The sequence below is a fragment of the Pseudomonas sp. SG20056 genome (genome assembly GCF_031764535.1).
GTDB lineage: Bacteria > Pseudomonadota > Gammaproteobacteria > Pseudomonadales > Pseudomonadaceae > Aquipseudomonas.
Map to the genome: position 1 here is coordinate 4,216,058 of NZ_CP134499.1, position 22,528 is coordinate 4,238,585.

The 22,528-nt window shown below is 62.1% G+C and carries 15 protein-coding genes; 10 read left to right on the forward strand and 5 right to left on the reverse strand.

Annotation, left to right across the window (positions count from 1 at the left end):
* Positions 1-129 precede the first annotated feature (129 nt).
* The 3 genes from RHP75_RS19900 to desA form a co-directional block, all read right to left on the reverse strand.
* Entirely contained in the window at positions 130-1,389 is a 1,260-nt protein-coding gene (locus RHP75_RS19900) for an OprD family porin (RefSeq protein WP_311089715.1), read from the reverse strand.
* A gap of 478 nt (positions 1,390-1,867) precedes the next feature.
* Positions 1,868-2,839 carry a sensor domain-containing diguanylate cyclase gene (locus tag RHP75_RS19905; RefSeq protein ID WP_311089716.1) on the reverse strand — a complete coding sequence of 324 codons (972 nt, stop codon included), beginning with the start codon at positions 2,837-2,839 and terminating at the stop codon, positions 1,868-1,870.
* 162 nt (positions 2,840-3,001) lie between these two features.
* Complete coding sequence (gene desA / locus RHP75_RS19910) at positions 3,002-4,189, reverse strand: delta-9 fatty acid desaturase DesA (protein ID WP_311089717.1); 1,188 nt, start codon at positions 4,187-4,189, stop codon at positions 3,002-3,004.
* Positions 4,190-4,357: 168 nt separating this feature from the next.
* On the opposite strand from desA, the gene dibA reads away from it, so the two are divergent.
* The 9 genes from dibA (at position 4,358) to RHP75_RS19955 (ending at position 18,120) form a co-directional block, all read left to right on the forward strand.
* Positions 4,358-6,646 carry a phosphodiesterase DibA gene (gene dibA / locus RHP75_RS19915; protein WP_311089718.1) on the forward strand — a complete coding sequence of 763 codons (2,289 nt, stop codon included), beginning with the start codon at positions 4,358-4,360 and terminating at the stop codon, positions 6,644-6,646.
* Between the two features lie 10 nt (positions 6,647-6,656).
* Positions 6,657-7,790 (forward strand): HDOD domain-containing protein, encoded by a 1,134-nt coding sequence (locus RHP75_RS19920; protein WP_311089719.1) that lies wholly within the window; start codon positions 6,657-6,659, stop codon positions 7,788-7,790.
* Positions 7,791-7,830: 40 nt separating this feature from the next.
* Positions 7,831-12,312 carry a PAS domain S-box protein gene (locus RHP75_RS19925; RefSeq protein WP_311089720.1) on the forward strand — a complete coding sequence of 1,494 codons (4,482 nt, stop codon included), beginning with the start codon at positions 7,831-7,833 and terminating at the stop codon, positions 12,310-12,312.
* A complete protein-coding gene (locus RHP75_RS19930) occupies positions 12,305-12,691 on the forward strand; it encodes a response regulator (RefSeq protein WP_311089721.1) in 387 nt (128 codons plus the stop codon). Before RHP75_RS19925 ends, RHP75_RS19930 begins: the two co-directional genes overlap by 8 nt.
* Positions 12,684-14,336 carry a diguanylate cyclase gene (locus tag RHP75_RS19935; protein WP_311089722.1) on the forward strand — a complete coding sequence of 551 codons (1,653 nt, stop codon included), beginning with the start codon at positions 12,684-12,686 and terminating at the stop codon, positions 14,334-14,336. Before RHP75_RS19930 ends, RHP75_RS19935 begins: the two co-directional genes overlap by 8 nt.
* 8 nt (positions 14,337-14,344) lie before the next feature.
* A complete protein-coding gene (locus tag RHP75_RS19940) occupies positions 14,345-14,803 on the forward strand; it encodes a GNAT family N-acetyltransferase (protein ID WP_311089723.1) in 459 nt (152 codons plus the stop codon).
* 87 nt (positions 14,804-14,890) lie between these two features.
* A complete protein-coding gene (locus RHP75_RS19945; RefSeq protein WP_311089724.1) occupies positions 14,891-16,180 on the forward strand; it encodes an FAD-binding oxidoreductase in 1,290 nt (429 codons plus the stop codon).
* Between the two features lie 11 nt (positions 16,181-16,191).
* The gene (locus RHP75_RS19950; protein WP_160085955.1) at positions 16,192-16,749 is read left to right on the forward strand and encodes a helix-turn-helix domain-containing protein; all 558 of its coding nucleotides are present in this window, start codon (positions 16,192-16,194) and stop codon (positions 16,747-16,749) included.
* Between the two features lie 24 nt (positions 16,750-16,773).
* Positions 16,774-18,120, forward strand: a complete 1,347-nt coding sequence (locus RHP75_RS19955; protein WP_311092002.1) for a glutamine synthetase family protein — start codon at positions 16,774-16,776, stop codon at positions 18,118-18,120.
* A gap of 40 nt (positions 18,121-18,160) precedes the next feature.
* On the opposite strand, the gene chrA is transcribed toward RHP75_RS19955, so the two are convergent.
* Complete coding sequence (gene chrA / locus RHP75_RS19960) at positions 18,161-19,504, reverse strand: chromate efflux transporter (RefSeq protein ID WP_311089725.1); 1,344 nt, start codon at positions 19,502-19,504, stop codon at positions 18,161-18,163.
* Positions 19,505-19,643: 139 nt separating this feature from the next.
* Between chrA and pbpG the strand changes: the two genes are divergently transcribed.
* Entirely contained in the window at positions 19,644-20,549 is a 906-nt protein-coding gene (pbpG, locus tag RHP75_RS19965; RefSeq protein ID WP_311089726.1) for a D-alanyl-D-alanine endopeptidase, read from the forward strand.
* A gap of 53 nt (positions 20,550-20,602) precedes the next feature.
* Here pbpG and RHP75_RS19970 read toward each other — a convergent pair whose 3' ends face one another.
* Positions 20,603-22,276, reverse strand: coding sequence for a bifunctional diguanylate cyclase/phosphodiesterase (locus RHP75_RS19970; RefSeq protein ID WP_311089727.1), 1,674 nt, complete (start codon positions 22,274-22,276; stop codon positions 20,603-20,605).
* Positions 22,277-22,528 lie beyond the last annotated feature (252 nt).

Genomic DNA, 22,528 nt, shown 5'->3' on the forward strand with positions numbered 1-22,528 from the left:
ATAGCAAGCACTGCCCGCGACACCACACAGAGGTTAATCACAGGCGATAAAAAACCCGGAACAGAGTCCGGGTTTCGTTTGCTGCTCAGGCTGAGATGGATGCAACAGCTCAGCCTGAAACCGCCACAATTACAGCAGTGGCAGGGTGTAGCTGACGATCAGACGGTTTTCGTCGATGTCACGGCTGAAGTTGTTGCGCATGGTCGCGTTGCGCCACTTGATACCGAGGTTCTTGAAGGTGCCTTCCTGAACCACATAGGCGATATCCATGTTGCGCTCCCACTCTTTACCTTCTGAGGCTGCGCCGCGATCAATATTGTCGCCAGTCAGATAGCGGGTCATAAAGGTCAGGCCGGGGATGCCAACGGAAGCGAAATCGAAGTCATAACGTGCCTGCCAGGATTTCTCGTCCTTGGCAGCAAAGTTGCCGATTTGCACATAGTTGACCAGGAACGGATCAGTACCACCGACATAGGCAAAACCGGTGTCACCGCTCATTTTCTGGTAGCCAAGGCCAAATTTATGGCCGCTCAGCGCATAGGTCACCATCGCGCCGAATGCCTTGTTATCGACATTGCTCAGGCCGTCATCGGTGGAGCGGGCATAACGCACGTCGGTCTTCAGGCTCTGCTTGTCGCCCAGCGGCAGTACATGCACCAGGTTGAAGGAATGCTGTTTGTACAGGTCTTCCAGATTGGAATAGTAATAACCCGCAGTCAGATCCTTGGTGAGCTTGTAGTTACCGCCAGCAAAGGCGAACTCGTTGGACTGATTGACGGCACCACCCTTAATTTTGATACCACTCAAGGAGTAGGTATTCAGGGTCATGTCTTCATAGTCTTGCGAGTTGCGGTTGTTGACCTCATCGAGGTAACCCGCATCCAGGGTCAGACCATCAATTTCCTGGGATACCAGGTTACCGCCGCGGAAAATTTGCGGCAGCAAACGGCTATCGCTGGAGGCGATCGCCTGATTCTTGAACTGCATCTGGCCGACGCGCAGGGTGCTTTTGGAAACCTTGGCCTTGGCAGCTACAGCCAGACCGGAGTAGTTATCTTGGGAGCCCTTGGAGGAACTATCCGGAACCAGCAGACCACTACCTGCAGTGCCATCTCCCGAATCCAGCTTGAAGCCGAGCATGCCGATGGCGTCGAGACCGAAACCGACGGTGCCTTCGGTGAAGCCCGACTCAGCGCGCAGGATAAAACCTTGAGCCCACTCTTCGGACTTGTGCTGACCCGCGTCTTCACGGAAGTCGCGGTTGTAGTAGAAGTTGCGCGCTTCGAGGCTGGCTTTGCTGTCGCCGATAAAGTCGGCATGGGCGATTTGGCTCAGGGACAAGCCCAGGGTGCTGGCAGCAACGGCCAGGGCCAGGGAGGTCTTTCTCATTATGTGTTCTCCAGTTGTGTGTGGGTTGCACATCGGTGCGGGTACTGTCTTCAGCCTGTGAAGCGGCAGGCGCGCACCGAATTCGGGGAGTTATTGCAGGGCCAGACGCCGGGCAGGCGAACAGCTGCCGCAGCCAGGGCCGGCCGTGCAATAAGCGAAATCAGGTGAGCGCGTGAAGGCAGTCAGCGCGAACTGGGGAATGAGGACATAGCAGCGGACAGGTAAAAATCATGGCGCAGGTCTCTTCATTTTTATTGTCGGCCGATAATCTCGGCCGTTATACGCTGAGCCCTACGCAGATACTGTGCCAGCTGCCCAAAACAGCTCGCCGAGGCGTCTATTACAAGGTTTTACAGGTTTGTGACGAGGCCCTTGCAGGCCTGACAAAGAAGCAATAAGCGGTTTTTTGCCGACGGCAAAAAGCAAAAAGGCGGGTTATCGCCAGCGCATCGAACCAACAGCATGCTCGCGCGCGTGATCAATCCACCACGATCTGATTTTTGCCCTGACGTTTGGCTCGATACATCGCGGCATCGGCGCGCGCATACAGAGCATCCAGGCTGGTATCTTCAGGTCGCAGACTGGTCAGGCCCTGGCTCAGGGTCACGCCGAAAGTGCTGCCCTCGTGATTGAAACTCAGGCGGCGCACCTCGCGCTGCAGACGTTCGGCAATCTGCTCGGCCAGTTCCGGCTCACAGCGCGGAAACAGCGCGGCAAACTCCTCACCACCGATGCGGCCGAACAGATCACCACGGCGCAAGGTGGTAGCGCCGCTATAGGCCAGACGCTGCAACACCTGATCGCCCATCTGGTGGCCATAACGATCATTGATCTGTTTGAAATCGTCGAGGTCGAACAGCAGAAAGGCCAGCGGACTACCGTATTCGCGGGCCTGCTCGAACTCGCGCTGGGCGCATTCGAAGAAGTGCCGACGGTTGCTGCTTTGGGTCAGTACATCAGTGGTGGCCAGACGGTGTAACTCGCCCTCCAGCTGCTTCTTCTCGGTGATGTCTTCGGCGATGCCAACGATGATATGCGGCTTGCCCGGCGAGCTTTCGCGGCTGACAAAACACTTGTCGCTAAGCCAGCGCAGTTGGCCGTCACCACGGATGATGCGGTATTCGCGGGCTTCGACCGCACCGGTTTCCAGCACCTGGGCAAAGCTTTCGGCGGCGTAATCCAGGTCGTCGGGGTAGATGCTGTTGCGCCACTCTTCATAACCGCCCAGCAGCAGCGCGGCGGAGCGCCCGAAAACCCGCTCGTAGGCTGGGCTGACGTAGATCACTCGCTTGGCATCCCAATCAAACGCCCAGAGCACCGCATTGACGCTGCCCAGCAAGGTGCTGAACAGCTGCTCGCGTTCCTGCAGGCGCGCCACCTCGGCGCGGGTGTGCAACAGCGCCAGGGTCAACTCTTCCTGTTCGAGCTGCTTTCTGCTGACTTCATCCATAGCCATCGCCATTGCACTCAGTTACCGGGCAATGGCTGAAGCATACGCCAGAAATAAACAATGGTCGGGAGGCATTTGCATCATCACGCCGCGACAACCTGCCGGGCGCAGCTCAGATAGCAAAAGCCCGCCGAGTGGCGGGCTTGAGCTACAGCGCAGGCGTTAGACGGCCCCAGCTGGACGCAGCGAGTAGGTTTTCAGTTGCTCGGCAAACTCGCGCAGTGACTGAATACCGCTGGCTTCGGCATCACTGACCCAGTGCTTGATGGCTTCAAGCATGTCGTGGCCATTGGCGCTGGTTTTCACCCAGATCTGCTGCAGGGCAAGGCGCTTCTCGTAAATCACCTTGAGCGCCTGGCTCTGCTCCAGCATGCGCTGGATACGCGCCTGGTGACCTTCATCAAGCAGGCTCGGCTCACGCGAGAGCAGACGCTTGGCACGGTGGAAATGGTGACGCACCGAGGCATCGGCCTTGGCCAGTTCCTGCTGCACCAGCGGCGCGATCACCAGCTTGCGGTACTGTGCCATGATCTGGAAGCGGTTGTTGAGGATGGCCATTGCAGTGTCCATGTCCAGGCTGCGCTTGCCTTCTACCCGGTGGGCAATCGGCGCAACGCGCTGCACCTGGGCCAAACCAAGCAGACTGAACAGCTTGATCCAGAACCAGCCCATGTCGAACTCCCACTTCTTCACCGACAGCTTGGCCGAGTTCGGGTAGGTGTGGTGGTTGTTATGCAATTCTTCCCCACCGATCAGGATGCCCCAGGGCAGCAGATTGGTCGCCGCATCGCGGCACTCGAAGTTGCGATAGCCGACCGCATGACCAAGACCGTTGATCACGCCTGCCGCCCACACCGGAATCCACATCATCTGGATCGCCCAGATGGTGATGCCGGCAGCGCCGAACAGGGCCAGGTCGATGGCCCCCATCAGCGCCACGCCGCCAACCGGGAAGCGCGAGTAGAGGTTGCGCTCGATCCAGTCTTCGGGGCAGTTCTTGCCGTAGATGCGCAGGGTTTCCGGGTTCTGCGCTTCTTCGCGGTACAACTCCGCACCCTTGCGCAGCACGGTGCTCAGGCCCTTGATCACCGGGCTGTGCGGGTCATCGACGGTTTCGCATTTGGCGTGGTGCTTACGGTGAATCGCGGTCCACTCGCGGGTGTTCTGCGCCGTGGTCAGCCACAGCCAGAAGCGGAAGAAGTGTTTCAGCGCCGGATGCAATTCGAGGGCGCGGTGCGCCGAGTAGCGATGCAGATAAACCGTGACGCTGACGATGGTCACGTGCGTCATCAGCAGGGTGACCGCGATCAACTGCCAGACCGACAGGTCAAGAAAACCGTTGTACCACATGGATCGTGTGCCTCGTGCAGAAAGAAAGACGCCGCTTATTGTTAGCACACGTCGCCGACCATTATCCCTGACCGGGATCAGAAAACCAGTTGGTCTTTTGCATAAGAATGCCGCCCCCTTATCAGCATCTATACTGCCGACCTTAGGCAAAGGACTGATTTTTATCCCATGAATGCTTCACAAGGCGCCTGGCGCCTGACCCTCAGCTATATGCTAGCCGCAGCCCTCTGGGTGTCATTCAGCGACGGATTGCTGGTTTCCATGGGCCTGTCGCTCGCACAACTGGAACGCGCACAACTGCTCAAGGGCCTGGCGTTTGTGCTACTCACCGCCGGCCTGCTGTATGCCGTGCTGCGCACTCACCACGAACAGCAGAGCCTGGCGCACCGGGCATTGCAGCGCAGCGAGAAACGTCTGCAGCAGGCGCTGGAAGCGGCCAAAGACGGCATGTGGGACTGGGATCTACAGACGCAAACGCTGTATTTCTCCCCAGGTTATACGGCTCTGCTCGGCCTGCCCCCCGATGCTCTGGGCACAGACCCACAACGCTGGCTGCAACGCCTGCACACCGATGACCGCGCCAGTTTCGACAGCAACCTGGCGCAGCGCCTGGCCGCGCGCAACCCGGCGCCTTACGAGGTCAACTATCGCCTGCTGCATGAGGATGGCAGCTACCGCTGGATTCAATCACGCGGCCGCCTGCTGCTCGACGATCACGGCCAGGCCGAACGCCTGATCGGCACCGCCAGCGACATCACCCAGCGGCGCAAGGATGAAGACAGCCTGCGCCAGGCCGCGGCGGTATTCGATGCCACCCAGGAAGGTGTGCTGGTCACCGATGCGCAGCAGCGCATCGTCCACTGCAACCCGGCCTTTAGTCGCATCACCGGCTACAGCCAGGCGGAAATCCTCGGCCAGTCACCGAGCATGCTGAAATCCGGGCGGCACGATAAAGGCTTCTATGAAAGCCTGTGGAATGCCCTGCAAAGCCGTGGTGCCTGGAGTGGCGAGGTATGGAACCGGCGCAAGAGCGGCGAGATTTACCCGCAGTGGCAATGCATCCGGGTGATTCATGATGAACTGGGCGAAATCAGCCACTACGTCGCGGTGTTCTCCGATATCAGCGCACTGAAACGCTCACAACGCGAGCTGGATTACCTGGCGCATCACGACCCGTTAAGCAACCTGCCCAACCGCCTGCTGTTCACCGAACGTGTCGAGCGCGCCCTCGAACGTGCCAAGCACGATGAGCTGAGTGGTGCGGTGCTGTTGATCGACCTCGACCACTTCAAGCACATCAACGAAAGCCTCGGCCACACCATCGGCGACCTGCTGCTCAAGGACGTCGGCGAGCGCCTTAGCCAGCAACTCGGCAAGCGCATGACGCTCGCGCGCCTGGGCGGCGACGAGTTTGGCCTGCTCGACGAAACCTGCGCTAGCGCCGAACAGGCCGCAGTCATGGCGCAGCGCCTGCAGGCCTGTCTGACCCCGGCGTTCCAGATCGCCGATAAACAGCTGTTTGTCACCGCCAGCATCGGCATCAGCCTGTACCCCAGTGAGGCCGGCGATGTTGGCCAGGTGCTGCGCAATGCCGATTCGGCCCTGTTCAAAGCCAAGAGCAGCGGCCGCGAAAGCTACGCCTTCTATAGCCAGGAGTTGACTGAGCACGCCAGCCAACGCGTCGAGCTGGCCAGCGCCCTGCGCCATGCCCTGGATCATCAGGAGCTGCGCGTGCATTACCAGCCGCTGATCTGCCTGAATAGCCAGGAGCTCATCGGCGTCGAAGCCCTGGTGCGCTGGCAACATCCACAACGCGGGCTGGTGGCGCCTGGCGAATTTATCCCGGTTGCCGAAGAAACCGGGCTGATCGGCGCCATCGACGCCTGGGTGCTGGAGCAGAGCTGCCGGCAGATGGTTGCCTGGCATATCGCCGGGCATAAACTGAAGTTTGTCGCAGTGAACATCTCCAGCCGCCTGTTCAGCCGCGGCGAGCTGGATCAGCGGGTAGCCGAAGTGCTACGCAATACTGGCCTTGATCCAGCCCATCTGGAATTGGAAGTCACTGAAAGCGCGGTGATGGATAATCCCGACGCCGCCCTGGCCTTGCTCGAACGCCTGCGTGCACTCGGTATCCGCCTGGCCATTGATGACTTCGGTACCGGCTACAGCTCCCTGGCGCGCCTCAAGCGCTTGCCGGTGCACAAACTCAAGATCGATCAAAGCTTTGTCAGCGGCCTGCCGCATGATCAGGACGATGTGGCGATCACCCGCGCAGTGATCGCCCTTGGCCACAGCATGGGTCTCAAGGTGCTGGCTGAAGGCATTGAACAGCCCGAGCAGGCCGCACTGCTGCGGCAACTCGGCTGCGATCATGCCCAAGGCTACTATTTTGGCCGCCCGCAACCAGCAGAACAGCTGGCCACACAATGGGCGCTAAGCCCCGCGACCACGAAATAAGGCACCACGCATGCGCGTCATGATTCTGGAAGACGACGGCTGGATTGCCGATCTGCTCAAACAGATCGTCCTCAGTCTGCGGCCCGGCAGTCAGGTGATATGCCTGGAAAGCGTCAGCGCGGCCCTGCGCGAATGGCAGCAGCGTCCGGCCGACATGCTCATCTGCGACTGGAATCTGCCAGATGGCCCCGGCACTCGCCTGCTCGAACAGGTACGTCGCGACAACGGCAGCACGCCGCTGGTCGTCATCACCGGTCGCTCTGATCGCGCCAGCGTCATGGCCGTGCGTGCCTTGAAGATCAACGCGTTTATCAGCAAGCCCTTCCAAGCCACGCATGTCGCCGCCAGCCTGGAAACCCTGCTGCCTGCAGACAACGGCGAGCCACCACCTCAGCCCGCAGACCCGCACAGCGACCTGCTTGCATACCTGCACAGCCTACCCAGCAGCGCCTTGCAATTACCGCTTACGGCGCCTGTACGCGATCACCTGCTGCAAAGCTTCAAAGGCGAGCAGATTGATCTGCGCAAGCTGGCAGGTGAGTGGCAGCACGACCCGGCACTGACCGCCCGCCTGCTCGCTGTAGCCAACAGCAGCGCCTACAACCAGGCCGGCAAACCCTGCACCAGCCTGCTTGAAGCACTGCACAAGCTCGGCGCGGCCAACAGCCTGAATCTGGCGCTAGGCCTGGCACTGCGCCAATGCAGCGCGCTGGATAACGCTCTGCTGCGGCTGTTTGCCCAGGCGCACCTGGACAGTACCGAGCAACTGATCGAGCGCAGCACCCAGCTCGCGCGCGAATGCGCGCTGAATCCCGCGCCCTTCCATACCGCCGCCCTGCTGCACCGCATGGGCGAACTGTGCGTGCTGTACCTGACGCAGCAGTGGCAAGACAGTGGGCAGCGTTTCAGCGAAGCCCAGCTCATGCAGGCGCTTGACCAATTCAGTGGTCCCTTTGCCATCAGCATCAAGGCACAATGGCAATTGCCAATGCAGCTGCGCGAGCTGATCGGCGCGTGCTACAACCTGCCGGCCAACAACGTCAAACGCGAGAACATCCTCATGCGCCTGGCCGCCTGCGAACTCAACAGTGCACCTGATGACCCCGAGCTGGCTCGCCTGCGCCGGCTGGCAGGGCTGACCTGAATGACGTTCTACATGCCTAGCCAGGCGATGGAGCGGATGGATGCTTAAGTCGTTCAAACCCAACACCATTCACTGGATCGTCGGCCTCGGCAGCCTGGGCCTGGCGCTATTTTTCAGTGTGCTCGGCGGCTTTGCTCTCAACGAGCGGGAAACCCTGTGGAACCTGCAAATCGCCAAACAGCACGAGCTGCAGAACCTGACCCTGCGCAACAGCCAGCATGAGCTGCAGCAACAGGCGCAGTTGCTGGCCGAAACCATTGCCGCCGACGCCTGGCTAGTCGAGCTGGTGCGCCAGGCCCAGGCGCTACAGAGCAGCAACCCGGCAGACGCACACAGCCTGAGTGCCATCCGTAATCAGCTGTATTCCCGCCTCGCCCCGCGCTGGCGCAACCTGCAAGGCATTCGCCCATTCGCCCTGTATGTGCACCTGGCGCCTACGGCCGAGGTACTGCTGCGCGTGCATGAGCCGCAGTGGTTTGCCGACTTCCCTGCCGCGCAGCGCCCCATGCTGCTCGATAGCCTGAACCAGGCGTCAACAAGCGCCGGCCTGGCGGCCAATGGCGACAGCCTGAGCATGCGCGCCATCGTCCCGCTGCAGGTGGAAAGCCTTGATGGCCCGCTGAATGTCGGCGCGCTGGAGGTCAGCCTGGATGTGCTGAATAACTTGCAACAGCTGGACCGCGAACTGGATGCCGGGGTCGCCCTGCTGTTCAAACGCCAGGCGCAAGCGCCCGGCAGCAGCGGTGAAGTGCTGCGCGCACCGGCTACCGAGCGTGATTACTGGCACCTGGCCGGGTTTTCCCAGGTGCAGGTGCAGCACTGGCAAGCGCAACATCGCCTGCCCGCCCCGGATGCGGGCAACACCTTCAAGCTACTCGACGATCAAGGCCGCACTTACCTGCTCAACCAGATGCGTTTAAGCGGCTATCAGGCCGACCCGGCCAGCACCGGCAGTCCGGTACTGGCACTGACCTGGCGCGACATCACCGCGCTGTACAACCTGCACCAGCGCGACAAACGCTGGTTGGTCATCAAGTGGCTGCTGGCCTGGCTCGCCGCTGAAATGCTCTTGCTACTGCTGTTGCTGGCCACAAAGCACAGCAGCCAACTGGTCATGCGCCGCCACCACGCCGAGCTGCAGAACAAGCACCAGCAATCCGAAGAGGCGCGCCAGTTGCTGGCATTGATCACCCAGACCCAGGCGGCCTATATCAACGCAGACAACCAGCGTGAGGCTTTCGAGACCCTGCTCGGGCGGATTCTCGAGGTCAGCGCCAGCCAGTTCGGCTTTGTCGGGGAAATCCGTTATGACGAAGCCGGCGCACCTTTTCTGCGCACCTTCGCCATCAGCAATATCGCCTGGGACGCACAAAGCCGCGCCTTCTATGCCGCCCATGCGCCGCAGGGCCTGGAATTTCGCAACCTCGACACCCTGTTCGGCCAGGTGATCCGCAGCGGTCAGATGCTGATCAGCAACGACCCGAGCCATCACCCGCACAGCGCCGGCCTGCCGCCGGGGCATCCACCGTTGCTGGCGTTTGCCGGCCTGCCCATTCACGCCAACGGTGAGCTGCGCGGCATGCTCGGCCTGGCCAACCGCACAGGCGGCTACGACGAACAGTTCGCCGCCCAACTGCAACCACTGCTGACCACCCTCGGCCAGTTACTTGAAGCCCTGCGCCGCGATACCCAGCGCGCGCAGACCCAGCAGCGCATGCAGCGGCAGCAGGCGGCCCTGCGCGCGCTCAACGAGATTGCCGCCCTGCCTAAACTGAGCACCCACGAGCAACTGCGCCAGGCCCTGCAACTGGGGTCCGAGTTCTATGGCATGCCGATCGGCATCATCAGTCAGATCGACGCAGACACCTACCAGGTGAGGGTGCAGGTGTCGCCGCCAGACACCCTGCAGGACGGCCAATGCTTTGCCCTCGGCGAGACCTATTGCAGCATCACCCTGCGCAGCAACGATGTGCTGGCCATTGCCGTGATGGGCCAGAGCGAACATGCCGCCCACCCCTGCTACCCGCTGTTCGCCCTGGAAAGCTATATCGGCACCAGCGTCTGGGTTGCTGGCCAGCGCTTCGGCACCCTGTGTTTCGCTTCAAGCGAGGCCCGCGACAGGCCATTTGACGATGCCGACGAAGAATTCATGCGCCTGTTCGCCCGCTGGGTCGGCGCCACCTTGGAGCGCATGCGCCATGAAGAGCAGACCCGTGAGGCACGACGCTTCCTGCAAGCGGTGCTCGACTCGGCCACCGGTGTGGCGATCATCACCAGTGACCGCGACGGCCTGATCACCCTGTTCAACTCCGGCGCCGAACGCCTGCTGGGTTATCGCAGCGCAGAAGTCATCGGCCGGCATAACCCAGCATTGTTCCACCTGAGCGAGGAAATAGAGGCACGCGGCCGCCAGCTAAGCCGCCAGCTCGGCAGCGAAGTCAGCGGTTTTGAGGTGTTTACCCGGCTCCCCGACCTGGGCGAGCCGGAAACCCGCCAATGGACCTACCGGCGCAAAAACGGCGAGCAACGCATCGTCAACCTCACCGTCAGCGCCATGCGTGATGCCGAAGGGGTGATCAGCGGTTACCTGGGCATCGCCAGCGACATCAACGACCTGCACCAGACCACCCGCGCCCTGCAAAAGAGCGAAAGCCGTTTCCGCGGCCTGGTCAGCAGCCTGCCTGGCGCGGTGTACCGTTGCCGCAATGATGAAAACTGGTCGATGAGCTACCTGAGCGAGGAGATGTATGCGCTCAGCGGCTACCCTGCACACGACTTTATCAACAACCGCGTGCGCAGCTTCTCCAGCGTGGTGCACCCGGATGACCTGCCGATTACCTACCGCGCAGTGGCTGCGGTTGAGCGCAAAGAGTCCTTCGAGCTGACCTACCGCCTGCTGCATGCCAACGGCCACAGCGTCTGGGTACGGGAAAAGGGCCGCGGCGAATACGACAGCCACGGCGAGCTGCAATGGATATCCGGCTTTATCTGGGACATCAGCGACCGCAAGGCCGTGGAAGACCAGCTGCGCCTCAGTCAACAGCGTTTCAGCAGCGCCTTCAGCACCGCCCCCCAGGGCATGGCGCTGGTCTCGCTGCAAGGGCAGTGGCTGGAGGTCAATGAAGTGCTCTGCGAGATGCTCGGCTACAGCCGCGAAGAGCTGCTGCGCAGCAGCTTCCAGCAGATCACCCACCCTGACGACGTGGATGCCGACCTGTTGCATATCGAAGAGCTGCTGGCCGGTGAGATCAGCACCTACCAGATGGAAAAGCGCTACCTGGACAGCCAGAGGCGGATCATCTGGGTGCTGATGAGCGTGTCACTGGTACGCGACAGCAACGATGCGCCGGTGCACTTTGTGGTGCAGATTCAGGACTTCAACGAACGTATCGCATCCGAAATGGCCATCCGTGAGCGCGAGGATTACCTACGAGCTCTGCTCGACAACGTACTGGATGCGATCATCACCATCGATCAGCAGGGCTATATCGAAACCTTCAACCACGCCGCCGAGCGCATCTTCGGTTACAGCCACCTGGAAGTTTCCGGACATCGTGCGACCTTGCTCTTGCCCGAACCACAACGCTCGATGCGCGCCCGCTACCTCAGCCACTTCCTGAAAACCGGCATCCAGCAGATGCTCGGCAAGGAAATCGAGCTGACCGCCATGCGCAGCACTGGCGAGACGTTCACCATCGAACTGGCCATCTCGCAGATCAGCCACCAGGGCGAGCGGCGTTTTATCGCGGTAATTCGTGATATCGAAGAGCGCAAACGCATCGAGCGGATGAAAAACGAATTCGTCTCCACCGTCAGCCATGAACTGCGCACCCCGCTCACCGCGATTGCCGGCTCCCTCGGCCTGGTCAACGGCGGCGCCCTCGGCGCGGTGCCGGCAAGCATGCAGCAGATGCTGCAGATCGCCCAGGACAACAGCCAGCGCCTCAACCTGCTGATCAACGACCTGCTCGACATGGACAAACTGGTGGCTGGCAAGATGCTCTTCGAACTGCAGGACGAAGTGCTGCAACCACTCTTGGAACAGGCCATCGAAGAAAACCAGCCATACGCCGACCACTACCAGGTGCAATTACAGCTGCAAGGGCCGCCGACCCAGGCCCGCGTGCGCGTCGACAAACTGCGCCTGGCCCAGGTGCTGGCCAACCTGCTGTCGAATGCGGCGAAATTCTCGCCCCAGGGGCAGGCCGTGAACGTGCGGGTAGAGCAACACGACGCGCTTATCCGCGTCAGCGTGAGCGACCACGGCCCCGGTGTGCCGGAAAACTTTCAGGCGCGAATTTTCAGCAAATTCTCCCAGGCCGACGCCACCGACACCCGGCAGAAAGGCGGCACCGGCCTGGGCCTGGCGATCAGCAAGGAAATCATCGAACGCATGGGCGGAAAGATCGGTTTCAACTCCAGCCCCGGTCACGGCGCGACTTTCTGGTTCGAACTGACTACCCTGGCCCTAGAGGCGCCGCCCGAATCACCCGCCAGTCCCGAGGAAAATCGGCATGCCTGAGTTGCAACGCATCTTGCACGTGGAAGACGATCCATCGATCCAGGCCGTGGCCAAGCTGGCACTCGAAGCGGTGGGTGGCTTTCAGGTACTCAGCTGCTCATCCGGCCAGGACGCCCTGGATCAACTGCAGGGCTTTGCCCCGGACTTTATCCTGCTGGATGTAATGATGCCGGACATGGACGGCCCGCAAACCCTGGCGCAGATCGCCCGACTGATCGACATCAATCAGGTGCCAGTGGCCTTTATGACTGCCAAGGTGCAACCGGCGGAAATCGCCCATTACCGCAGCCTCGGCGCCCGCGATGTGATCATCAAACCCTTTGACCCCATGCAGCTGGCCGCGCAGGTGCGCAAGATATGGAGCCTGGCCCATGAGTAAAGGCACAAGCACCGCCGATGAACTGCAGCAACATCTGCAGCAGTTGAGCAATGCCTTCGCCGTGCGCCTGCAGGTAGAACTGCCCGCCCTCGCACAGAACGCTGAACGCCTATTGCACGCTGCCGACCCGCAGGAGCAGCTCCAGCATCTGCAAAGCCTGCGCGACCAATTGCACAAACTGGCTGGCGCCGCCGGCACCTTCGGTTTCAGCAGCCTCGGCCAGCGCGCCCGTGAGCTGGAACAGGAAGCCGATCAGTGGCTGGAAACCCTGCAGAAGGAACAACAGAGCCTGCAGGACTTCAGCCGCAGCCTGCAGCAACTGGCACGCCAGCAGTTCCAGGCCGAACGCAGCCAGGAGGCTGCTACCCGCGCGGTCAAGCCGCCACGGCCGAACAGCAGTGCGCGGCGTATCTATATCCTCGAAGACCAGCTGTCGATTGGCGAAAACATGCGCCTGACGCTGAACAACTTCGGCTATCACGCCGAACATTTCAGCCGTATCAGTGAGCTCGACGCCGCCCTGCAAGAGCAACTGCCGGACGCGCTGATCGTCGACGTCAACCTGCCCGACGAAAGTCTCACCGGCCTGGAATACGCCGCCAGCCTGCAACAACGCCTGGACGAGCCACTGCCGCTGCTGGTGATCACCACCCAGGACGATTTCGCCACCTACCTGGAAGCCGTGCGCGTCGGCGCCATGGGCTTTTTCACCAAGCCGGTGGACATCCCACAACTGGAAAACCGTCTGGAACGCTGCTTTGCCCAACAACAGGGTGAGCCTTACCGGGTGCTGATCATCGACGACGACCGCGAGCTGGCCAGCCGTTTCAGCCTGATCCTACGCGGCGCCAATATGCTGGTGGAGATGCTCCACGAGCCGGCAGATATCTTCGCCCGCATGCGCAGCTTCAACCCCGAAGTGGTGCTGCTGGACGTGAGCATGCCCAACTGCACCGGCCCGGAACTGGCGCAGATCATCCGCATGAACGACGACTGGCTGCGCGTGCCGATCGTCTATCTGTCGGCGGAAACCGACATCAACCGGCAGATGAATGCCCTGATCAAGGCCGGCGATGATTTCGTCACCAAACCGATTTCCGACAATGGTCTGATTGCCGCCGTGTTCTCCCGTGCCCAGCGTGCACGCCTGCTGAGCAATGCGCTGTCGCGCGACAGCCTCACCGGGCTGCTCAAGCACGCCGATATCAAAGAGCAGGCTGCGGTTGAACTGGAGCGCGCACAACGCAGCGGCAAACCGACCAGCGTGGCGATGCTGGATATCGACTTCTTCAAGAAGGTCAACGACAGCTACGGCCATGCCGCCGGCGACAACGTGATCCGCGCCCTCGCCAACCTGCTGCGCCAACGCCTGCGACGCATCGACAGCCTAGGCCGTTATGGTGGCGAGGAATTCCTCGTGGTGCTGCCGGACTGCCCATCTGACCAGGCGCTGCGTATTCTCGATGAAATCCGCCAGCGCTTTGCCGAGCTGCAGTTTATCGCCGGTGGCCAGCAGTTCTCGGTAACCCTGAGCGCCGGCATCGCCTCCACCGAAGACGCACCGACTGGTGCTGACGACCTGCTGGAGAAAGCCGACCGCGCGCTGTACGCCGCCAAACACAACGGGCGCAATCAGGTGCGCTGAACCCGCCGATGAAGCCTCCCATTCTTATCCGCGCGAGCAGCGCGGCGCAGCAGCCGCTGGCCCTGCTGCTCGAAGCCGATCCGCATCTGCCATTTGTGCAGGCTTACCTGACGGACGGTCACTGCTACCTCGCCGAGCGCGATGGCGTGACCGTCGGCGTCTATGTACTGCAAGCACGCAGTACCGGCACACTGGAGCTGATGAATATCGCCGTAGCGCCACACTGCCAGGCCCAGGGCATCGGTACGCAACTGCTGCAACATGCCCTGCACAGCGCCAGGCAGCTGGGCGCTACACGCCTGGAAGTGGCCACCGGCAGCTTCGGCCATCAGTTGACCTTCTACCAGCGCGCGGGCCTGCGGGTATATGCCATCGAGCCAGACTATTTCCTCCAGCATTACCCCGAACCATTGTTCGAACAGGGCCTGCAGCATAAGGATCGCCTGCGTTTGGCCATCGACTTCTAGAGTCCAGAAGCCTTCGCGCTTGGCTTTGTGAAATTTATCGCGTAGATTTTCATGAAATTATTTAAATAGAATTTCATGAGGCGCGCCATGTTCAAACAATCCGCCCAGCACATCGGCACCTACTACGCCGGCACCTACCCCGGCGCCATCCCGCTGCGCCCGCGCCTGCAGGAAGCGTTGCGATGCGATGTGCTGATTATCGGCGGTGGTTTCAGCGGCCTGCACACGGCGCTGCGCCTGGCCCTGGCGGGTAAAAAAGTGGTGCTGCTGGAGGCCAGTCGCCTGGCCTGGGCCGCCTCCGGACGCAACGGCGGTCAGGCGCTACCGGGTTGGTCGTGCGATATGCCGCCATTTGAGAAGGCATTAGGCCTGGAGCGCGCCCGGCGCCTGTGGGACAGCATGGTCTGGGCCGCCGAGGAAATGCGTGAACTGCCCGAGCGGCACAACTTCGATATCGATTACCGCACCGGCGCGATCTATACCGCCGTGCTGCCGCGCCGTATGCGCCAGTTGCAGGACAGCCTGGAAGAAGCCGAGCAGAAGTACGGCTATACGCAGCTGAGCTTTATCCCCAAGGAAGAATTGCCGCAGTGGATCGCCAGCCCACGCTACCTGGCCGCCCTGCATGACAGCGGCGCCGCGCACCTCAACCCGCTGAAACTCGCCCAGGGCCTGGCCGATGCCATCGAGAAGGCTGGCGGCAAAATCTTCGAGCAGAGCAAGGCGCTCGAATACCACGAAACCGCCGAAGGCTATGTAGCGCGTACTGAGCACGGCGAGGTGCGCAGCGACGTGCTGGTACTGGCCTGCAATGCCTATATCGACAAGCTCGATCCGCAACTGTCGAAACGCCTGCTGCCGGTCGGTTCCTACCAGGTCGCCACTGCGCCACTGGACCCGGAGCTGGCGCGCTCGCTGTTCCCGCGCGGCACCTGCGCCATCGACAACCAGTTCGTGCCCGACTATTTCCGCGTCACCCCGGACAACCGCCTGCTGTTCGGCGGCGGCTGCACCTACCTTGGCGGCATCCCGGCGGACGTGCCGGCGGCCACCCGGCCTTATCTGGAGCGGGTCTTCCCGCAACTACGCGGCGTACAGATCGACTACGGCTGGGGCGGGCATATCGACTGCACCATGCAGCGCACCCCGGATGTCGGCCGCAGCGGGCAGAAGTACTGGCTGCAGGGCTTCTCCGGCCACGGCATCCTGCCGACCTTGGCTGCCGCCCGCGCAGTCAGCGACGCGATCCTCGGTGACACCGACCTGCTTGAGCTGTACCAGGGCCTGAGCAACCCACGCTTCCCCGGCGGTGATCTGCTGGCGGCGCCGATCGAAGCCGTCGGCAAGGCCTGGTATCGCCTGCGCGATGTGATTTAAGGAAGGTGCCTATGGATATGCAGGAAGAAGTCGAAGGTCTGGCGATCCTGATCCGCGACCTGCGCAAGCACAAGAACCTCACCCTGGGTGAGCTGGCCGCGCGCATCGACCGTTCCGTGGGCTTTCTCTCCCAGGTCGAGCGCGGCCTGTCGCGCCCAACCGTGGCTGACCTCACCGCGATCAGCGAAACCCTCGGCGTGCCGACCACCTATTTCTACAGCCTGAGCAAGCCGCGCGACGTGCCCTGGGTCACCCGTCCCGGCGAGCGCCGCACCCTGTATTACGCCGGTGGCATCACCGATGTACTGGCCTCACCGACCATGGCTGGCGGCTTCTCCATGCTCGAAAGCCGTTTGGACCCGGGCGCCACCAGCGGCGACGGGCACTTGAACGACAGCTCCGAACAAGGCGGCTTTGTCCTCGAAGGCGAGCTGACCATCTGGTACGGCGACGCCGCAGAGCCAGTCACCCTCGGCCCGAACGACAGCTTCCAGTTACCGCCGCACGCGCAGTTTCGCTACGCCAACCTTTCCGATTCCCCCACACGAGTGCTCTGGGTCTTCACCTGACCCGCGCAGATAGCCGCCATGACAATAACAACAGCATTCCCCGACCTGCTCAGCGAAGTCCGTGCCTTTCGTAGCGCCCACCCCGAAGTACGCTATGTCGACCTGATCAGCCTGGATATTCCCGGGCATTTCTACGGTAAGCGCTACCCCATCGACATGCTCGAGAAGGTCGCCGCCGGCAGCCCGCTGAAAATCCCGCAGAACTGCGTGCTGCTCGGCGTGCAGGGCGGCCTGCACCCGATTGGCGATTACTGTTTCAATGACGGCGACCCGGATGCACCGCGCCGGCTGATCCCCGGCACGCTCAAGCCGGTGCGCTGGGAAAGCCAGCCGCTGGGGCAGATGCTGATCAGCTCCGACGGCACCGCCGCACCGATCGAGTTCGAACCGCGCGAAGTGCTCGCCCGCGTGCTCAAGCGCCTGGCCGCACGCGGTATCCGCCCGGTGGTGGCGTTCGAGCTGGAGTTCTACCTGTTTGATCGCAAGCTGCAGGACGGCCTGCCGCAGTTCCCCCGCGACCCGCTGTGCGGCGATGCCGATGACCAGCCGAATATGCATATCGAACGCCTGTCGCGTTTTGCCGATGTGCTGCACGAGATCGTCGACGCCGCTAATGAGCAGGGCGTGGACGCCAACGTGATCACCGCCGAACTCGGCCCCGGCCAGTTCGAGATCAACTTTGGCCATTGCGACGACGGCCTACGCGCCGCCGACTGGGCCGCCCTGTTCTGTCGCAGCACCCGTGGTGTGGCGCTCAAGCACGGCCAGCGCGCCAGCTTTATGAGCAAGCCTTATTTGCACGCGCCGGGCAGCGGCATGCACGTGCACGTCAGTCTGTACGACGCGACCGGCAACAACCTGCTCGACGGCGACAACCAGCGCCCGCTGCGCCACGCCGTGGCCGGTTGCCTGGAGCTGCTGCCGCACTGCATGCCGATCTTCGCCGCTAACCACAACGCCTTCCGCCGCTACGGCGCCATGGTCAACGCCGCCAGCCGTGCCAGTTGGGGGTATGAGGACCGCGATGCGTGCATCCGCATTCCCGAATCGGACGGCAAGAACCTGCGCATCGAACACCGCCTGGCCGGCGCCGACGCCAACCCCTATCTGGTGCTGGCCGCAATCCTCACCGGTATGGAGCACGGCCTGGATGCGGGTAAAGAGCCGATTGCGCCGCTCAACGAAAACCGCCAGAGCGGCATCGACTTCCCTCAGGACATGCTCGGCGCGGTCAGCGCCATGCGCGATCATCCGGTGGTCAATCAGGGACTGGGCGAGGAATTCGTGATGGTCTACTGCGAGAACAAGCGCCAGGACCACCTGGCTTTTATGCAGGAAGTCAGTGCGCGGGAATACCGCTGGTTTCTCTAACAAACAGCGCGCCCGTTGCCTCGGCAGTGGGCGCGCGACTTCAACGCAGCAGATACACCGCCAGCCCGGCCAACGCCGACACCAGCAGCACCTCCATCACCCCACGTTTGAAGTGCAGCAGAGCCAGCGCCGCGCCCACGGCCAATAGCGCCGACGGCCAGTCGAAAGTGCCGGTAAAACCCTGCGGCCAGAACACGTGATAGGCAAAGAACAGCGCCAGATTAAGGATCACCCCCACCACTGCCGCAGTAATCGCGGTCAGGGGTGCGGTGAATTTCAGCTCGCCGTGGGTGGATTCCACCAGCGGCCCGCCGGCGAGGATGAACAGAAAGGACGGTAAAAAGGTGAACCAGGTGACCAGCGCTGCCGCCAGCGCACCACTGACAAAACCCGAATCGCCGCCGAACACCGGCTGCAGATAAGCCCCGACAAACGCCACGAACGCCACCACCATGATCAGCGGCCCCGGCGTGGCTTCCCCTAGCGCCAGGCCGTCGATCATCTGCGTCGGGGTCAGCCAGCCGTAATGGCCAATGGCGCCCTGGTAGACATAAGGCAGCACCGCATAGGCGCCGCCAAAGGTCAGCAGCGCCGCCTTGGTAAAGAACCAGGCCATCTGCGTCAGCGTGCCGTCCCAGCCGAACAGCCAGGTCAGCAGGCCCATCGGCAGCAACCAAAGCAGCGCTCCCACCACCAGCAGCAGCGCCAGGCGTGATGCGCGAAAGCGCGTATGCGCCAGCGGCGGGCTGTCATCATCGATCAGCGCCGGGCCATAGGATTTGCCCTGTTGCGCATGTCCGCCGCCCAGGCTGAACTGCTGCGGCAGTAGGCGGCCACCGAGGTAGCCGAGCAGCGCCGCGCCAAGCACGATCAACGGAAACGGCAGATTGAAGGCAAAGATGGCGACAAAAGACGCCCCGGCAATACCCCACAGCCAGTTGTTCTTCAGCGCCCGTGAGCCGATGCGCCAGGCCGCCTGCATGACGATGGCGGTGACCGCCGGTTTGATCCCGTAGAAAATCCCCGCCACCAGCGGCACATCACCGAAGGCGATATACAGCCAGGACAGGCCGATCAGGATAAACAGCGACGGCAGCACAAACAGCACCCCGGCAATCACCCCACCCCAGGTGCGGTGCAGCAGCCAGCCGATATAGGTGGCCAGCTGCTGCGCCTCCGGCCCCGGCAGCAGCATGCAGTAGTTCAGCGCATGCAGAAAACGCCGCTCGGACAGCCAGCGGCGCTTCTCCACCAACTCCTGATGCATGATCGCGATCTGCCCAGCTGGCCCGCCGAAGCTGATCAGCCCCAGTTTCAGCCAAAACCAGAAGGCCTCGCCCAGGCCGACGGCGGGCGGTGCTGTACGCGTAGACGACTCGGACATAGGGCACTCGCGGCATTAAGAACGCTCGCACTATAACGCGCCGCCATGACGATTTAAGCGCGCACCGCTCAAGCCCGGACGCAGATTTCCGTATACTGAGCGCCGCTGCATCCCCTTCAACCTGCCCGTGAAGCGCCCCGTGAAAATCCGCCAATCGATAGTAAGCCTGCTGCTGATTTGCAGCTGCGTTGTAGTTGCATCGAACACCCAGGCTGCACCCGCCAAACAACAGGACCTGGCCGCCGGCAGCGCGCTGCTGGTCGATCTGCAAACCAATCAGGTGCTCTACGAGCGCAACGCCGACAGCGTGGTGCCGATTGCCTCGGTGACCAAGCTGATGACCGCCATGGTCACCATCGACGCCAAGCTGCCGCTGGATCAGCAGCTGCCGATCATGATTCGCGACACCCATGACATGCGCGGTGTGTTCTCCCGCGTGCGCGTGGGCAGCGAGCTGAGCCGCCGCGACATGCTGCTGTTGGCCCTGATGGCCTCGGAAAACCGCGCGGCAGCTAGCCTGGCGCACCACTATCCGGGTGGCCACGCGGCCTTTGTCGCGGCGATGAATGCCAAGGCCCGCGCCCTGGGCATGAAGCATTCGCGCTTTGTCGAGCCCACCGGCCTGTCGGAGCACAACGTCTCCAGCGCCCGCGACCTGGTGCTAATGCTCAAAGCCGCGCGCCAGTACCCGCTGATCAACCAGTTCAGCACCACCTCGGAAAAGACCCAGGCGTTCCGCAAACCCAACTACACCCTGGGCTTTCGCAACACCAACAACCTGGTGCGCAAACCCGGCTGGAGCGTGCAACTGAGCAAAACCGGCTATACCGGCGAAGCCGGCCGCTGCCTGGTGATGAATACCGTGATGAATAACCGTCCGGTGGCGTTCGTGGTACTGGATGCCTTCGGCAAATACACCCACATGGCCGACGCCAACCGCCTCAAGCGCTGGCTGGAAACCGGCAAGGTCACCGCCGTGCCGCCAGCAGCTATCAGCTACCGCCAGCAGAAACTGGCGCAGCGCCAGGCCAATGCCGCGCAGTAAAGCCTTAAAAAAGGCCCGCAGCAAGTGCGGGCCTTTTTCCATCAGCGAGTAGCTCAGCTGTTGCTCAGACCAAACAACGGCTGGCGCATGCCAAACACCAGAAAGCGCGCCAGTTCGTTGAGCGGCAAAGCCTTGCTGATCAGGTAGCCCTGAACCTGATCGCAGCCGTATTGACGCAGCAGCGCCAGCTGTTCGGCGTTTTCCACACCCTCGCCCACCACCTGCAGGTTGAGGTTGTGCGCCAGGTTGATCATCGCCCGCACCAGCTGACGGTTCTCCGCGCGCTCGCCCATGCCGCCGACAAAGCTCTTGTCGATCTTCAGTAGGGTGATCGGCAGGTTGTTCAGGTGCACGAAAGAAGAGAAACCAGTGCCGAAGTCGTCCAGCGAGAAACGCACGCCGAGGCGACCGAGGGCCAGCATGGTCTGCTGCACCTGATCACTGCGGCGCATTACGGCGGTTTCGGTCAACTCGAATTCCAGCCACTGCGCATCGACGCCGCGCTCTTCGATCAGGCGACTGAGGGTCGGCAGCAGCTGGCTGTCCTGAAACTGGCGAAATGACAGATTGATCGCCATATGCAGCGCCGGCAGGCCACGTCCGCGCAGCCACTGCATATCACGCAGCGCGCGACTGATCACCCAGTAGCCGAGCGGCACGATCAGCCCGCTCTCTTCGGCCAGCGGCACGAATTCGTTGGGCGACAGCAGGCCATGCTCACTGTGGCGCCAGCGCACCAGCGCTTCCAGGCCGACGATGCGCCCGGTCTGCAGGCACAGACGCGGCTGGTAATGCAGCTCCAGCTCGTCGCGGCGCAGGGCGCGGCGCAACTCGCTTTCTAGGTCGGCCTGGTTGCGTGCGCTGCGGTTGATCCGCTCGTCATAGATATGAAAGGTGCAGCCCTGCTGACTCTTGGCCTGTTGCATGGCGATATGCGCGTGCCACATCAGCGGATCGGCGCTGCCCTCGGCACGGGAGTGGGCCAGGCCCAGGCTGCAACCGATCAACAGGCTTTCGCCATCAATCCAGTAGGGCTCGCCCAGGGCTTCGGTAATCTGCGCGGCCAGCCGTTCGGCGCGTTGCGGGTCGCGGCGGCTGTCGAGCAGCAAGGCAAATTCATCGCTGCCCAGCCGCGCCACCTGGTCGCCAGCCTGCAGCTGCGCCTTGATCCGCGCCACCACCTGCAGAATCAGGCTGTCGCCACCCTGATAGCCAAGGGCATCGTTGGCGTGACGAAAGTTGTCCAGATCGAGATGGCCGAGGGTCAAACCGCGGCCTTCGTATTCAGCCAGGCGCGCGGCCAGCAATGTCTGAAAGCCCTGGCGGTTGGCGATACCGGTGAGGGCATCCTGTTCGGCCAGGCGGTGCAGGGTATCTTTCAGGTTGCCCTGCTCGCGCGCATAGCGCAGGCAACGGCGCAACACTTCGGCGCTGAGCTGGTCGCGCACCAGCCAGTCGCACACGCCCTCAGGCTCGGCTTCAGGCTCGGCATCCAGCAGCAGGACAATGGGTAGGGAACAGCGCCCGGAGGCAGGCAGGTATTTCGCGGTGGTCAGGAGCAGGGCGTTACTGGGTTTATCGAACAGCGCGCTGGCTGCCTCCCAGGACGGTGCGGTAATCAGCGCATAACCACTGCCGAGCGCACTCAGGCGCTCGCGCAGCAACTGCGCCCAGCCTGGCGTTTCCGCCAGCAAAAGCAACCGTAATGGTTCGACGAACGCGGACAAACAACTTCCCCCACTGCACAAATAAAGAGCATTGAACCCGCTCGGATGCGTCGTAATCGACGTCTAATCACGCACATCCTTGTGTCAGTGGCGCGCCCTGCGGCATGGCAAGGACCCGAAAGTGGCACCAGAGTACTGGATTAGGAAAATTAACCAAGCCTGGCTGTTTGCCATTATGTGCACTGCAACACACTTTCAGATGGTCACGGCAGAAAGCGCCAGGCCTGTTAAAATGCGCGCCCATTCCCCCTG

Excerpts from the sequence above, each read along its gene's own strand:
- RHP75_RS19900 (WP_311089715.1), bottom strand. The coding sequence starts at position 1,389 with ATGAGAAAGACCTCCCTGGCCCTGGCCGTTGCTGCCAGCACCCTGGGC.
- RHP75_RS19905 (WP_311089716.1), bottom strand. The coding sequence starts at position 2,839 with ATGGATGAAGTCAGCAGAAAGCAGCTCGAACAGGAAGAGTTGACCCTG.
- desA (WP_311089717.1), bottom strand. The coding sequence starts at position 4,189 with ATGTGGTACAACGGTTTTCTTGACCTGTCGGTCTGGCAGTTGATCGCG.
- dibA (WP_311089718.1), top strand. The coding sequence starts at position 4,358 with ATGAATGCTTCACAAGGCGCCTGGCGCCTGACCCTCAGCTATATGCTA.
- RHP75_RS19920 (WP_311089719.1), top strand. The coding sequence starts at position 6,657 with ATGCGCGTCATGATTCTGGAAGACGACGGCTGGATTGCCGATCTGCTC.
- RHP75_RS19925 (WP_311089720.1), top strand. The coding sequence starts at position 7,831 with ATGCTTAAGTCGTTCAAACCCAACACCATTCACTGGATCGTCGGCCTC.
- RHP75_RS19930 (WP_311089721.1), top strand. The coding sequence starts at position 12,305 with ATGCCTGAGTTGCAACGCATCTTGCACGTGGAAGACGATCCATCGATC.
- RHP75_RS19935 (WP_311089722.1), top strand. The coding sequence starts at position 12,684 with ATGAGTAAAGGCACAAGCACCGCCGATGAACTGCAGCAACATCTGCAG.
- RHP75_RS19940 (WP_311089723.1), top strand. The coding sequence starts at position 14,345 with ATGAAGCCTCCCATTCTTATCCGCGCGAGCAGCGCGGCGCAGCAGCCG.
- RHP75_RS19945 (WP_311089724.1), top strand. The coding sequence starts at position 14,891 with ATGTTCAAACAATCCGCCCAGCACATCGGCACCTACTACGCCGGCACC.
- RHP75_RS19950 (WP_160085955.1), top strand. The coding sequence starts at position 16,192 with ATGGATATGCAGGAAGAAGTCGAAGGTCTGGCGATCCTGATCCGCGAC.
- chrA (WP_311089725.1), bottom strand. The coding sequence starts at position 19,504 with ATGTCCGAGTCGTCTACGCGTACAGCACCGCCCGCCGTCGGCCTGGGC.